Below are 12,932 nucleotides of genomic sequence, written 5' to 3'. Positions count from 1 at the left end.
TTGTAATCGCTCTACTCCCGCGTATTCGGATGCGGTCGATAGACATTCTCAATTTCATCAATCCGCTCATAAAGGTCTATCCAGGTCGGATTGAGCTCCTCTATGAGCTTGATTTTCCACTCGCGCATATAGCGCTTCAGAGATTTCTCTCGCTGGATCGCCAACACGATGTTCGGATGGTTCTCGAACCAAACGAGATTCTTTGCTCTGTATTTCTGCGTGAAACCCTTATGGATTTCGTTGCGGTGTTCCCATATGCGACCGTGCAGATCACTCGTAACGCCGGTGTAGATCACGCCCCGCGGTTTGTCGGACATCATATAGACAAAACCAGTCATCCCTGTCCTTGACCGCAGCAGATCCTCGGGACAAGCCCGAGGATGACGGAGGCTGTGTTTTAGCCGACACTCCCCTCAAGCGAAATGCTGATCAGCTTCTGCGCCTCGACGGCAAATTCCATCGGCAGTTCCTGCAGAACTTCCTTGACGAAGCCGTTGACGATCAGGGCGATCGCCGCCTCGGTCGGGATACCGCGCTGCAGGCAGTAGAACAGCTGGTCCTCGGAGATCTTCGAGGTCGTCGCTTCATGCTCGAACTGCGCCGTCGAGTTCTTCGCCTCGATGTAGGGCACGGTATGGGCGCCGCACTTGTCGCCGATCAGCAGCGAATCGCATTGCGTGAAGTTGCGTGCGTTCGACGCCTTGCGATGAGCCGAGACCTGGCCGCGGTAGGTGTTGTTGGAAACGCCAGCGGCAATACCCTTGGAGACGATGCGGCTCGACGTGTTCTTGCCGAGATGGATCATCTTGGTGCCGCTGTCGATCTGCTGATGGCCATTGGACACGGCAATCGAATAGAACTCGCCGCGGCTGTCGTCGCCCCGCAGGATGCAGGACGGGTACTTCCAGGTGATCGCCGAGCCGGTTTCGACCTGCGTCCAGGAGATCTTCGAGCGGTCGCCGCGGCAATCGCCACGCTTGGTGACGAAATTGTAGATGCCGCCCTTGCCTTCGTTATCGCCAGGATACCAGTTCTGGACGGTGGAATATTTGATCTCGGCATCGTCGAGAGCCACGAGTTCGACCACGGCGGCATGCAGCTGGTTTTCATCGCGCTGCGGGGCCGTGCAGCCTTCAAGGTAGGAGACGTAGGCGCCTTCCTCGGCGATGATCAGCGTGCGCTCGAACTGGCCGGTACCCTTCTCGTTGATGCGGAAATAGGTGGAGAGCTCCATCGGGCAGCGAACGCCCTTCGGCACGAAGACGAAGGAACCGTCGGTAAACACCGCCGAATTCAGCGTCGCGTAATAATTGTCCGAGGTCGGCACGACCGAGCCGAGATATTTGCGGACGAGATCGGGATGTTCGCGGATCGCTTCCGAAATCGACATGAAGATCACGCCGGCCTTCTTCAGCTCCGCTTTGAAGGTGGTGACGACCGAGACGCTGTCGAAAACCGCATCGACGGCAATCTTCGGCTTTTCGACCCCGGCCAGGATCTCCTGCTCACGCAGCGGGATGCCGAGCTTCTCATAGACCTTCAACAGTTCCGGATCTACCTCGTCAAGCGACTTCGGACCCGGTGCGCTCTTCGGCGCGGCGTAATAATGGATGTCGTTGAAATCGATCTTCGGATAATTGACGCGCGCCCAGGTCGGCTCTTCCAGCGTCAGCCAGCGCCGATAGGCCTCCAGACGCCATTCCAGCATCCATTCCGGCTCCTGCTTCTTGGCCGAAATGAAGCGGATGATATCCTCGGACAGGCCCTTGGGCGCCTTATCCATCTCGATGACAGTCTCGAAACCGTATTTGTACTGGTCCACATCGATCAGGCGCACCTGGTCGATCGTTTCCTGCACGGCAGCCATTTCGTTCTCCAATCTCGCCGGATACAAGGTTCGGCAGCTTGTAGCGTATATGGGCAATTTCCTTGCCCTGATGGTCGGGCAAATCCTTGCCCTGTTAGTCGGGCAAATCCTTGCCCTGATGTAAGAGGCCAAAAGGGACTTTTCAGCCCGGTTGGCAAGCGGAAATTTGCATTTCCGCAAGTTTATGATGCGGTCAGGCCGCCTCCCCCGCCGGTCTGCGCCGGCAGGCGATCTTGGCAAAAGCGGCAATAGCCCTGTCGATGTCCTCTTCCGTCGTCGAGAAGCCAAGCGAAATCCGCAGCGCACCGAGCTTGGCGTCGCGTCCCATCGCCGTCAGCACGTGGCTTTCGCCGAGCCGGCCGGACGAGCAGGCCGAGCCCGCCGAAAGCGCCACGCCCTCGAGATCGAAGGCGATCTGCCCGGTCTCGGCCTTCAATCCCGGCAGGGTGAAGAAGATCGTATTGGCGACTCGCTCGCCGCCCTCGCCGTGGATGATCACGTCGGCCGCCTCCTGGCGCATACCGGCTTCCAGCCGCTGGCGCAGTGCGCCGATGGCGACGTTGCGCGTCTCCCGCTCATTCGCTGCCACCTCGGCCGCCGCACCGAAACCGATCAGCGCCAGCGAATTCTGCGTCCCCGACCGGTGACCTCGCTCCTGTCCGCCGCCCTGGATCAGTGGCCGCGGCATCAGCGCCTCGCCGCGCGCGATCAGCGCACCGGCGCCCTTCGGCCCGCCGATCTTGTGTGAGGAGACGATGATGAAATCGGCGCCGAGCCTGTCGATATCGAGCGCGATGCGGCCGGCCGCTTGCACGGCATCGACCACAAAGAGCCCGCCATGGGAGTGAACGATCTTTGCCGCCGCCTCGACCGGCTGGACGATACCGGTCTCGTTGTTGACAAGCATGATGGCGACCATCGGCAGGCCAGCGGCCTTGTCATGGGCATCGAGCAGGCTAGCGAGCGCGTCGAGATCGACGGTCCCGGCCTCCGTCACCGGGATCTCCGTCATCTTTTCCTTGGCGAAACGTCCGCCTTCGCGCACGGCCGGATGCTCGACCGCCGAAAAGTAAAGGTGGCCGAGCCGAAGCGGCGTCCGGCCCATGCGAAAATCCGGCGTCAGCACCAGATTGGCGGCTTCCGTCGCGCCGCTAGTGAAAACCACATTGCCGGCATCGGTGCCGGCCAGTGCCGCCACCTTGCGTCGTGCGCCTTCGATGGCGGCGCGCGCGGCGCGGCCCTCTCCATGCACGCTGTTCGGATTACCAAACAGGTCGATGGCGCGCATGATCGCCTCGCGCGCTGCCGGATGCAGCGGCGCTGTGGCATTCCAATCGAGATAAAGGCGTGGCGGCGCCATGTCTTCAGTCCTGCGCTTGACGAGCTTGCTTCAGCACCCGCGGCTCATTTTTCTTGAAATTTCCGCCGGGCTTGCCTTATGACACGTTCCACGAAGCCGTGGATCGCCATGCAAGTTTCGAATTGTTCTAAACTGCGTTTTAGAAAAGCTGACAACGTTAGTCAAGTCATGTTGTCGTCCAACGCAGCGCGAACGCGAAATAAAACCCGGAGTACCAATGCCCGAAGTAATTTTCAACGGCCCAGCCGGCCGTCTTGAAGGCCGCTACCAGCCCTCCAAGGAAAAGAGCGCGCCCATCGCCCTGATCCTGCATCCGCATCCGCAGTTCGGCGGCACGATGAACAATCAGATCGTCTACCAGCTCTTCTACATGTTCCAGAAGCGCGGGTTCACGACGTTGCGCTTCAATTTCCGGGGCATCGGCCGCAGCCAGGGCGAATTCGACCACGGCGCCGGCGAACTGTCGGATGCCGCCTCGGCGCTCGACTGGGTGCAGAGCCTGCATCCCGATTCGAAGACCTGTTGGGTCGCCGGTTATTCCTTCGGTTCCTGGATCGGCATGCAGCTCCTGATGCGCCGGCCGGAGATCGAAGGCTTCATGTCAATCGCCCCGCAGCCCAATACCTACGACTTCTCGTTCCTGGCGCCCTGCCCCTCCTCCGGCCTGATCATCAACGGCGAGGCCGACAAGGTGGCGCCGGAAAAGGACGTCAACGGCCTCGTGGAGAAGCTGAAGACCCAGAAGGGCATTCTCATCACCCATCGCACCGTCCCCAACGCCAACCACTTCTTCAATGGTCAGGTCGAGACGCTGATGAGCGAATGTGAGGACTATCTTGACCGCCGCCTCAACGGCGAACTGGTGCCGGAGCCGGCCGCAAAGCGGATCCGCTGACCTCATAGAGCCGGCGTCCGCTCGATGCGGCACGTCCGGCCGCACCGGCTCCCTTGTGCCTGAACAGATCACTTACCCTGTCCATCATCACGAGGCGCTGGGCCTTCCCGGCCGCATATCGGCGGTCATCTCGAAAGCGGCATCGAGGCCTCCATCGATCAGGATCGGCGTACGTTCGCGCATGCCGATCTTCCTGAGAACGCGCTGCGAGGCGATATTTTCGGGATGGGTGAAGGCGATGAAGCCAAGCGCAAATCTCCTATCGAAAAACCAGTCGGCCAGCGCGCTTGCCGCTTCCGTTGCCAGGCCCTTGCCCCACACTTCCTCGCTCAGGGAATAACCGAGTTCGAACTGCTCACTCCTGAACCGCGAAATGCCGGCGCGGCCAATGAACCGGCCGTCCTCCCCGAGAAGCTTGTATTTGGTCGTGCCATCGCGCGCCTGTTCCTCAAACCAGCCCCGCACCCGCTGTTCCGCCTTCTCGAGGCTCCATGGCGTGTTCCCGGGCAGATATCGCGTCGTCGCCATCGTCGAATGCAGCCGCTGTACCAACGGCGCATCGGCTTGGTCCCACATGACGAAGGTGAGCCGCGGCGTTCGGAGGATCACCCTATCCTCATTCATGGCCTTGCCAGCAAGCCGCCGCTGACCGGGATCTCGACCCCGGTGGTGCCGGGAAAGGTCAACGGCAATCCATCCAGCGAGCGGACGGCGAGATAGGCCCAGGCCTCGGCCTCCATCGCGTCGCCGTCAAAACCCGCCTCCTCCGCGGTCAAAACCTTCGATCCAAGCGCTTCGGCCATGACTGAAAACTCAGCCATCAAGGTGGCGTTAAGCCGCCCGCCGCCGCAGACAATATAGATCGACGGCTTCTCAGGCAGGAAACCGGCGGATTTGACGATCGAGGCGGCAGCGACATGAGCGAGTGTGCGGGCGCCGTCTTCGAGGCTCGCGTCGCCCTGATGAAGCGGCGCGAAATCGCCGCGGTCAAGCGACCGGCGGACATTGCCGCGGAAGAACGGGCTCTCCAGATATCGCTGCGCCAGGGCGGCGACCACCTTGCCGCGTCCGCCGATCTCGCCGCCGGAATCATAGGTTTTGCCGGTCTGCATCTCCACCCATTGGTCGATCAGCGTATTGCCCGGGCCGCTGTCGAAGGCCGATATGCGGCCGTCAGGGCCGATCGAGGTCAGATTGGAGATGCCGCCGATGTTGACGAAGCACACCGCTTCCCCCGCCTGCTGGAATTTTCCCGCGAGTGCGGCGTGATAGGCCGGCACCAGCGGCGCGCCCTGCCCACCATGGCGCACGTCGTTGGCGCGCATGTCGTAGACCACCGATATGCCGGTTCGCCGGGCGAGGTCGCCGCCGTCGCCGATCTGAATCGTCAGTCCTTCGTCGGGCCGGTGAAGCACGGTCTGGCCATGAAAGCCGAGAACATCGACGGCATCGGCTGACAGCCCGAAACGCTCAAGGAATGCCGTAACGGCAATTGCATGCCGCTTGGTCAACTCAAGCTCGATGTCACGAAGTTCCGCGGGTCGCTCGCGCCTATCGGTTAGCGGACGCGCCAGGTCCAGCGCCCGCTTGAGCCGCTCGCGAAATTCGGCCTCATACGGCACGCCCAGGAATGGCCCGCGCTCGATGAAGCCGCGGCCGTCTGTCTTGACTAGCGCGACGTCGATTCCATCCATCGACGTGCCGCTCATCAGGCCGATCGCGGTTCTGATCACGTCCATGAGGCTTGCCTCCCATGCGATTCACGGATGCACTTTTGTAAAAACAGTGCTAAACGCGCCGCGACAGATCAACAACAACGAAGTTGCGCAAGGCCACACGGGACCGAACGCAGACACCAAGAGACGAAAGCCATGTCCGAGTTCAAGTCCGATTTCCTCCGTACGCTGAAAGAGCGCGGCTTCATTCATCAGATCTCTGATGAGCGCGGCCTCGACGACCTGTTCGCCAAGGAAACCGTGACGGCCTATATCGGCTACGACCCGACCGCATCCAGCCTCCATGTCGGCCATCTCACGCAGATCATGATGCTGCACTGGCTGCAAGCGACGGGCCACCGGCCGATTTCGCTGATGGGCGGCGGCACGGGCATGGTCGGCGATCCCTCCTTCAAGGAGGAAGCGCGCAAGCTGATGACGATCGAGACGATCGAGCAGAATATCGCCTCGATCAAGAGCTGCTTCTCGAACTATCTTGATTACGACAAGCCCGGAAACGCCGCGCTGATGATCAACAACGCCGAATGGCTGCGCTCGTTGAATTACCTCGAATTCCTGCGCGATGTCGGCCGCCATTTCTCGGTCAACCGCATGCTGTCCTTCGACAGCGTGAAGACGCGCCTTGACCGCGAACAGTCGCTGTCTTTCCTGGAATTCAACTACATGATCCTCCAGGCTTATGATTTCGTCGAACTGGCCAAGCGCTACGATTGCCGTCTGCAGATGGGCGGTTCGGATCAGTGGGGCAATATCGTCAACGGCATCGATCTCGGTCACCGCATGGGGACGCCGCAGCTCTATGCGCTGACCTCGCCGCTGCTGACCACCTCGTCCGGCGCCAAGATGGGCAAGTCGGCCTCCGGCGCGGTCTGGCTGAACGCCGACCTGCTTCCCGTTTATGACTTCTGGCAATATTGGCGCAACACCGAGGACGCCGATGTGCCGCGCTTCCTCAAACTCTTCACCACCCTGCCGATGGATGAAATCGCACGGCTTTCGGCAATCGGCGGGTCGGAGTTGAATGAAGTCAAAAAGATCCTGGCAACCGAAGTCACCGCGATCCTGCACGGCCGTCCGGCAGCCGAACAGGCTGCGGAGACGGCGCGCAAGACCTTCGAGGAAGGCGGGCTCTCCGAAAACCTGCCTTCCGTCGAGATCCCGGCCATCGAACTCGACGGCGGCATCGGCCTGCTGTCGCTGATGGTCCGCGCCGGCCTTGCCGGCTCCAACGGCGAGGCCCGCCGCCACGTCCAGGGCGGCGCGGTGCGCATCAACGACGAGGCGGTCAGCGACGAACGCCGCCTGATCGGCAGCGACGAAATCACCGCCGACGGCGTCATCAAGCTGTCGCTCGGCAAGAAGAAGCACATCCTGATCCGCCGCGCGGCGTAAGCGGCGGCTTAAATAAAACAGAGACAACGGCCGGCGATTGAGCCGGCCGTTTTCGTTTCGCTGAAGCCGTGGCGAGTCAGAAGATCACTCAACCCCGGACCGAGATATCGCATCCGTTCGTTCGACCACTTGAAAGAAATAGGGTGGCGGATTGACGTCTGTAGCGGGCGGCACGCGTGACCACCAGCTGATTGAGAAGACCGGCGGGGTGACCGTCGCGTCGAGGGGAACCATGAGGATATGGTCGGAGCGGACGGGCGCCGGCCTCAGTCGCGCTCCCTTCTCTGCGGCATAGGAAAACTGGTGGCCAGACGTGATCGCGATCACGGCGGCAAATGCGAAAGAGATTGTCCGAGCACACAGCATGGCATTCTCCGCCGGCCGTCGATTTCCGGCCGAACCCTATTTTACATCAGAACTTGCTAAAATGCTCAAGCGTCGATCACGAATTTGTCGGTCGCGGTTGCGCACCAGCCGTGAACCCTCACCACCCTTCCGGAACCTTTTCCGTCCGGCGGGATTTGCGACCAGATGGATTTGGAGCGCCGGCATGATCAATGACCTCTGGTACAAAAACGCCGTCATCTACTGCCTGTCCGTCGAGACCTTCATGGATGCGAACGGTGACGGCGTCGGCGATTTTCAGGGACTGATGCGCCGTCTCGACTATCTCTCCGGCCTCGGCGTGACAGCGATCTGGCTGATGCCGTTTCAGGCGTCTCCCGGTCGTGACGACGGTTACGACGTCTCCGACTATTACAATGTCGACCGGCGCTACGGTTCGCTCGGCGATTTCGTCGAATTCACCCACGGCGCCAAGCAGCGCGGCATCCGGGTGCTGATCGATCTGGTGATCAATCACACCTCGAAGGATCATCCCTGGTTTCAGGACGCCAGAAGCGATCCGAATTCGCGCTATCGTGAATGGTACGTCTGGTCGGACAAAAAGCCTGCGAATGCGGATCAGGGCATGGTTTTCCCTGGCGTCCAGAAGACCACCTGGACCTATGACGAAAAAGCCAAGGCCTATTATTTCCACCGCTTCTACGATCACCAGCCCGATCTCAACACCTCCAACCCAGAGGTCCAGGCGGAGATCCTCAAGATCATGGGCTTCTGGATCCAGCTCGGCGTCTCGGGCTTCCGGATGGATGCCGCCCCTTTCATCATCGCGACGAAAGGTGCCGAGGTCGCCAAGCCGGTCGAGCAGTTCGACATGCTGCGGAAGTTTCGCGAGTTCCTGCAATGGCGCCTCGGCGACTCCATCGTGCTGGCGGAGGCCAACATCCTGCCGAAGGATAATTTCGAATATTTCGGCGACGATGGCGACCGCATGCAGATGATGTTCAATTTCCAGGTCAACCAGACGCTGTTCTATGCACTCGCGACGGCCGATACCCGCCCGCTGAAGAAGGCGATGGAGGCCACCAAGCCGCGCCCGGCAACTGCCCAATGGGGGCTGTTTCTTCGCAACCACGATGAATTGGATCTCGGTCGTCTGACGGATAAGCAGCGCAACGCAGTATTTGCCGCGTTCGGACCCGAGAGGGACATGCAGCTTTATGACAGAGGCATTCGTCGTCGCCTGGCGCCTATGCTTGGCGGCGACCGGCGCAGGATCGAGATGGCCTACAGCCTGCTATTCTCGCTGCCCGGAACTCCAGTCATCCGCTACGGCGATGAAATCGGCATGGGTGATGATTTGTGCCTGCCGGAGCGCAATTGCGCGCGCACCCCGATGCAATGGTCGACGGAGCCGGAAGGCGGCTTCACCAAAAGCCAAAAACCCATTACGCCGGTCATCAAGGACGGCCCCTACGGCTTCGAACATATCAACGTCGCCGTCCAGCGGCGCGACCCGAACTCGCTCCTGAACTGGACCGAGCGAATGATCCGAATGCGCAAGGAGGCTCCCGAAATCGGTTGGGGCGATTTCTCGGCGGTCGACACAGGCGACGACGGCGTACTGGCGCTGCGGTATGACTGGCGCGGCAATTCGGTGCTGATCCTGCACAACCTGCATCCGCACCCGTCGGAAATAAGCTTCGATCCCGATGTCGGTGAACAGGGGCGAAAGTTGATTGATATTGCCGAGGGTGCGAGCAGCGAGGCGGACGACAAAGGGTGCCATAAGGTCATGCTCGATGCCTATGGCTATCGCTGGTATCGCGTCGGCGGTCTCGACTATCTCCTCAGGCGGAAGGACATTTAGAGCCCTGTCTCACTGGAATTCGAAGATCTGCCGGAAGACGCCCGGCGCGATGATCGACAGCGGATTGATCTGCAGGTTCGGCTGGTCGAACTTGCCGGTGAGCTTGAAGGTGATGCCGATCAGGCCGCGATCGCTGCCGTTGCCGAGGATGACGCCGATCAGCGGCAGTTCGGCGAACAGGCGATTGAGGCCGTAGGCCGGCATGAATGTGCCGGTCATATCCATATTGCCCTTGCGGTCGCGCACCACGCCCTGGAACGTCGCGCCGATCTGGTCGCCGCGCAGCACCCCGTTCTCGATACCGATCATGCCACCGCGCGAAACGATGCGGGCAAAAGCGCGCTGGAAGCGTTGCGACGAAGTGTCGATGTCGCGTTTGACGGCCTCGTTGAGGCTGCGCTGCTCGTTTCCGACGGGTGTGGAGACGATCGAACGCAGGCGCTGTTCGTTGACGATCGAGAAACGGCGCACATCGAGCGAGCCGTCCCAGCCGCCCTGCGCACCCAAGCGGATCGCCAGATTGAGCAGGCCGCCCTGCATGTGCTGGTAGAGATCGGCGAAGCGCGAAACCGCGCCCGCATCACCGCTGGTGATGTTGATGACGCCGCCATCCTTCATCTGGCTGACAACGGCCTCGCCGCTGTCGGTGATGCCGGAAAAATTCAAGGCCTGCAGCTTGTCGCCGCGCAGTGACACCTGCGCCTGGAAATTGCCGACCTTTTCGTCGTTGAAACCGACGACGTTTTTCAGCCTGGCGCGCACCGACACGCCGGTGTTGTCGGAATCGCCGCCCTCGTCGTCGCCCGAGCCCGATTTCAATCGCGCGATGACCGGCCGCGCATCGGCGCTGGTTCCTGAAACGGAGACGTCGAAATTGCCCTTGCTGCGCTTCACCGACAGGGCGAAATCGTCGAGCGAGGAGAGCCTGACGCTGTCGAAATCCGCGGAGATCAGGCCCGTCTTGCCGACGTTCAGCGATCCAGTGGCGCCGAAACCGTCACCCTTCAGCCGGAAATTCTTGATCTGAGTATTTTCGGGCGGACCGGACATCTCGAATTCCGCGGATGCGGCAATGCCGCTGCCTTTCGACCAGCCGATCCAAGGCAGGTCGAGCATCGATTTGGTGAGGTCGAGCTGAACGTCTTGCCGGTCGTCGTCTATCCGTGTCAGCACCATCTTCAGGTTACCCCTGACGATATCGGAAAGCCCGGGCATCACCTTGCTGCGCTGATCATCCGAGAGCGTCGCCGTGATCACGCGCTGCCGCTCCACGCCAGACGACGCTTCGACCGGCTCGGTCAGATCGATATCGGCGGGAATGCCGTCGATCTCGCCCTTGGCATCGAGCGTGATCTGCTTCGGATCGCCATTCAGCATGCCGCTGACATTGCTGATCGTGCGGCCGGAAAACGGCTTGGCCAGATCGACGTCGACGAGCTTCATGGCAGCCTTCCACTCGGCCGGCGGCGGGTTCTGCGACGACAACAGGCCGAAATGCGCCTTCACATTCGCGTCGATATGTCCTTTGAAATCGTCGGGCGTAAAGCCGGCGCGCTGCAGCACCCGGATCGGTTTGTAGGTCAGGAGCTCGCCGACGGCGTCCGCTGCACCGGAGACTGCAAGATCGATATCGGCCATCAGCGGTTTGTCGTAGGCGGAAGGTATGACGAAGGTTCCCTGCCCGAGACCGACGGACCGGCCGGAGGGGAAATAGGAGGTGCCGCTCTTGATCGAAATCGTGGCAACCGGGCCGGTCAGATCGAAATGCGCCGCCGTATCGCGCACCGGCGGAATGTCGCCGGCCACGTTCATCCGCGCGCCGGCAATGTCGAAGCCGATGCGGATCTGGTTGGCGTCGAGCTTCAATCCCTTGCCGCCGGCTGCCTCGTCAAGCCGTCCGAACGGAATGAAGACGGATATGGCGGCGTCGGTGACGGTGCCGCCGAAGAGATTGCCATGCACCCATGTGCGCACCTTGGGCGCCATCCAGAACGGCCAGAGTTGCTTGATCGCCGTCGTCTGCAGCTCTCTGGACTGCCCGGCAAAGCTGATTTCCGGCGACTTATCGCCGAGCCTGACGTGCAACGCCCCGTAAAGCGCGCCGAGCGGGCTGGAAACGGTCATGTTGGGGAACAGGAATTCCCGGCCGGCGACCATATAACGCCCGGTCGCCTGAATATCGAAGGAGAGCGGCTGTTCGCCGGAGCCGCCAGGCGCGGCGGTACCGCCGCTGACAAGCAGGTCGATGCCGAAGCCCTTGCCGGCCTGCGGGTCGAGCTTGTCGAGATCGATCAGCGCGCCGTTGATGGGAACCGTGGTCGCGCCGAACCGGGCGTTCGACTTGGCGATCTCGAGTGTCTGCTTGGCGAAATCATAGGCGAGGTTGATCTGCCCGCCCGAAAGCTCCTGCGGATCGCCATCCGCATAAATCAGGCCGGGATCGATATCGACCGTTGCGGCAAGCGCCGGCTGCACGCCCTCGCGTTGCCTGGTCGCCGACACTGTCAGGTCGACGAAGGCGCTGAGCCCCTGCCGTATTACGCCCTGATCGTTGCGTTTCAAAGCGAAGGGCGTGAGGTCGGCGTGCTTGAGCGTCGCCATCACCTTCGACACCTGGCCGCCTTCCTTCTCGGCCAGAACGTCGAGCTCCGCCGCCTCGCCGTTGAGCGCAACCTCACCTCTCAATTGCAGCGAGGATGGCCCGGCATGCGCAAAGACGAGATTGTCGACGACGAGCGACAAGGGGCCGTTTGCGGTATCGGCGAATTTGATGTCGATCCCCGAGATGCGCACGGAATTGGTCGAGCCGCGTGTCACGATGCTGTCGAACATGTCGAGCTGCGAGAAGATCCTCTCCATCGCCGCCGGCATGGCGTCGATGCGCAAATCGTCGAGCTTGACGGGATTGCCGGAGGGCAGAAGCGCGGTGTCGAGGGCGATATCCTCCGCTTCGATATCGGCGACGGCGATACGGCCGCGGAAAAGCTGCAGCGGATCGAGCCCGAGCCGCACCGAACCCGTCGTCGACAAGTGCTGGCCGCTCTGTTGGTCGATCATATTGACGTTGCGCGCTTCCAGCGCCAGCCGGAAGTCAGAGGTGAAGCGGATGACGGTGGAGCCGACCTCGGCGCGGTAGCGCGGTCCGGCCACACCGTTCAGCGCCGCCTGCGCCTGCTGCGACAGCGGCTTGTCGAACATGCCGCTCTCGACGGTGAAGACGATGGCGCCGAGGATCAGGAGAATCAGTCCCAGAAATCCCAAGGTCACCTTCGCCGTGCGCCGCATCGGCGAACGCGGCGGCGGGCAATGAACAATGATCGGATCCTCGGTCTGGGCGGACGGCAAGCGGTCCAGCGCAACGATATCCTTCTTGCGAAACGTGACCTTTTCGCCGCGGATGGCTGACATGCGCCTTCGGGCTCTCCCTAAATCGAAAGAATTGAACCCGGCCATGCTGGACGGGTTTCCGT

Annotated in this window: 10 protein-coding genes; 3 read left to right on the top strand and 7 right to left on the bottom strand. The window is 61.4% G+C overall.

Going from position 1 to position 12,932, the window contains the following annotated elements; translation table 11 throughout:
- Positions 1-11: 11 nt before the first annotated feature.
- From C4N04_RS13030 to C4N04_RS13020, 3 genes are all read right to left on the bottom strand, one after another.
- Positions 12-338 carry a GIY-YIG nuclease family protein gene (locus C4N04_RS13030; RefSeq protein WP_106796174.1) on the bottom strand — a complete coding sequence of 109 codons (327 nt, stop codon included), beginning with the start codon at positions 336-338 and terminating at the stop codon, positions 12-14.
- 59 nt (positions 339-397) lie between these two features.
- The gene (gene sufB, locus C4N04_RS13025; RefSeq protein ID WP_106796173.1) at positions 398-1,867 is read right to left on the bottom strand and encodes a Fe-S cluster assembly protein SufB; all 1,470 of its coding nucleotides are present in this window, start codon (positions 1,865-1,867) and stop codon (positions 398-400) included.
- Between the two features lie 193 nt (positions 1,868-2,060).
- Entirely contained in the window at positions 2,061-3,227 is a 1,167-nt protein-coding gene (locus C4N04_RS13020; protein WP_096761775.1) for a cysteine desulfurase family protein, read from the bottom strand.
- Positions 3,228-3,444: 217 nt separating this feature from the next.
- Between C4N04_RS13020 and C4N04_RS13015 the strand changes: the two genes are divergently transcribed.
- Entirely contained in the window at positions 3,445-4,122 is a 678-nt protein-coding gene (locus C4N04_RS13015; protein WP_009996479.1) for an alpha/beta fold hydrolase, read from the top strand.
- Positions 4,123-4,209: 87 nt separating this feature from the next.
- Here the strand turns inward: C4N04_RS13015 and C4N04_RS13010 are convergent, their stop codons facing one another.
- Both C4N04_RS13010 and C4N04_RS13005 read right to left on the bottom strand, forming a co-directional pair.
- Positions 4,210-4,746 carry a GNAT family N-acetyltransferase gene (locus C4N04_RS13010; RefSeq protein ID WP_106796172.1) on the bottom strand — a complete coding sequence of 179 codons (537 nt, stop codon included), beginning with the start codon at positions 4,744-4,746 and terminating at the stop codon, positions 4,210-4,212.
- The gene (locus C4N04_RS13005) at positions 4,743-5,861 is read right to left on the bottom strand and encodes an anhydro-N-acetylmuramic acid kinase (RefSeq protein ID WP_106796171.1); all 1,119 of its coding nucleotides are present in this window, start codon (positions 5,859-5,861) and stop codon (positions 4,743-4,745) included. The genes C4N04_RS13010 and C4N04_RS13005 overlap by 4 nt, the downstream gene beginning before the upstream one ends.
- Before the next feature lie 132 nt (positions 5,862-5,993).
- On the opposite strand from C4N04_RS13005, the gene tyrS reads away from it, so the two are divergent.
- On the top strand, positions 5,994-7,250 hold the full coding sequence (gene tyrS / locus C4N04_RS13000) for a tyrosine--tRNA ligase (protein ID WP_077989209.1): 1,257 nt from the start codon (positions 5,994-5,996) through the stop codon (positions 7,248-7,250).
- A gap of 84 nt (positions 7,251-7,334) precedes the next feature.
- Here the strand turns inward: tyrS and C4N04_RS32120 are convergent, their stop codons facing one another.
- The gene (locus tag C4N04_RS32120; protein WP_106796170.1) at positions 7,335-7,616 is read right to left on the bottom strand and encodes a hypothetical protein; all 282 of its coding nucleotides are present in this window, start codon (positions 7,614-7,616) and stop codon (positions 7,335-7,337) included.
- Positions 7,617-7,800: 184 nt separating this feature from the next.
- On the opposite strand from C4N04_RS32120, the gene C4N04_RS12990 reads away from it, so the two are divergent.
- Positions 7,801-9,462 carry an alpha-amylase family protein gene (locus tag C4N04_RS12990; protein WP_106796169.1) on the top strand — a complete coding sequence of 554 codons (1,662 nt, stop codon included), beginning with the start codon at positions 7,801-7,803 and terminating at the stop codon, positions 9,460-9,462.
- A gap of 9 nt (positions 9,463-9,471) precedes the next feature.
- Here the strand turns inward: C4N04_RS12990 and C4N04_RS12985 are convergent, their stop codons facing one another.
- Complete coding sequence (locus tag C4N04_RS12985; RefSeq protein ID WP_039619949.1) at positions 9,472-12,870, bottom strand: DUF3971 domain-containing protein; 3,399 nt, start codon at positions 12,868-12,870, stop codon at positions 9,472-9,474.
- Between the last annotated feature and the right edge of the window lie 62 nt (positions 12,871-12,932).

This window comes from Rhizobium sp. H4, from assembly GCF_003013335.1.
Taxonomy (GTDB): domain Bacteria; phylum Pseudomonadota; class Alphaproteobacteria; order Rhizobiales; family Rhizobiaceae; genus Rhizobium; species Rhizobium sophoriradicis.
The sequence above is the reverse complement of the archived record's forward strand: the minus strand, read 5'-3'. Positions and strand labels throughout refer to the sequence as shown.

Coding starts and splice junctions, on each gene's coding strand:
- C4N04_RS13030 (WP_106796174.1), bottom strand. CDS start 338: ATGACTGGTTTTGTCTATATGATGTCCGACAAACCGCGGGGCGTGATC.
- sufB (WP_106796173.1), bottom strand. CDS start 1,867: ATGGCTGCCGTGCAGGAAACGATCGACCAGGTGCGCCTGATCGATGTG.
- C4N04_RS13020 (WP_096761775.1), bottom strand. CDS start 3,227: ATGGCGCCGCCACGCCTTTATCTCGATTGGAATGCCACAGCGCCGCTG.
- C4N04_RS13015 (WP_009996479.1), top strand. CDS start 3,445: ATGCCCGAAGTAATTTTCAACGGCCCAGCCGGCCGTCTTGAAGGCCGC.
- C4N04_RS13010 (WP_106796172.1), bottom strand. CDS start 4,746: ATGAATGAGGATAGGGTGATCCTCCGAACGCCGCGGCTCACCTTCGTC.
- C4N04_RS13005 (WP_106796171.1), bottom strand. CDS start 5,861: ATGGACGTGATCAGAACCGCGATCGGCCTGATGAGCGGCACGTCGATG.
- tyrS (WP_077989209.1), top strand. CDS start 5,994: ATGTCCGAGTTCAAGTCCGATTTCCTCCGTACGCTGAAAGAGCGCGGC.
- C4N04_RS32120 (WP_106796170.1), bottom strand. CDS start 7,616: ATGCTGTGTGCTCGGACAATCTCTTTCGCATTTGCCGCCGTGATCGCG.
- C4N04_RS12990 (WP_106796169.1), top strand. CDS start 7,801: ATGATCAATGACCTCTGGTACAAAAACGCCGTCATCTACTGCCTGTCC.
- C4N04_RS12985 (WP_039619949.1), bottom strand. CDS start 12,870: ATGTCAGCCATCCGCGGCGAAAAGGTCACGTTTCGCAAGAAGGATATC.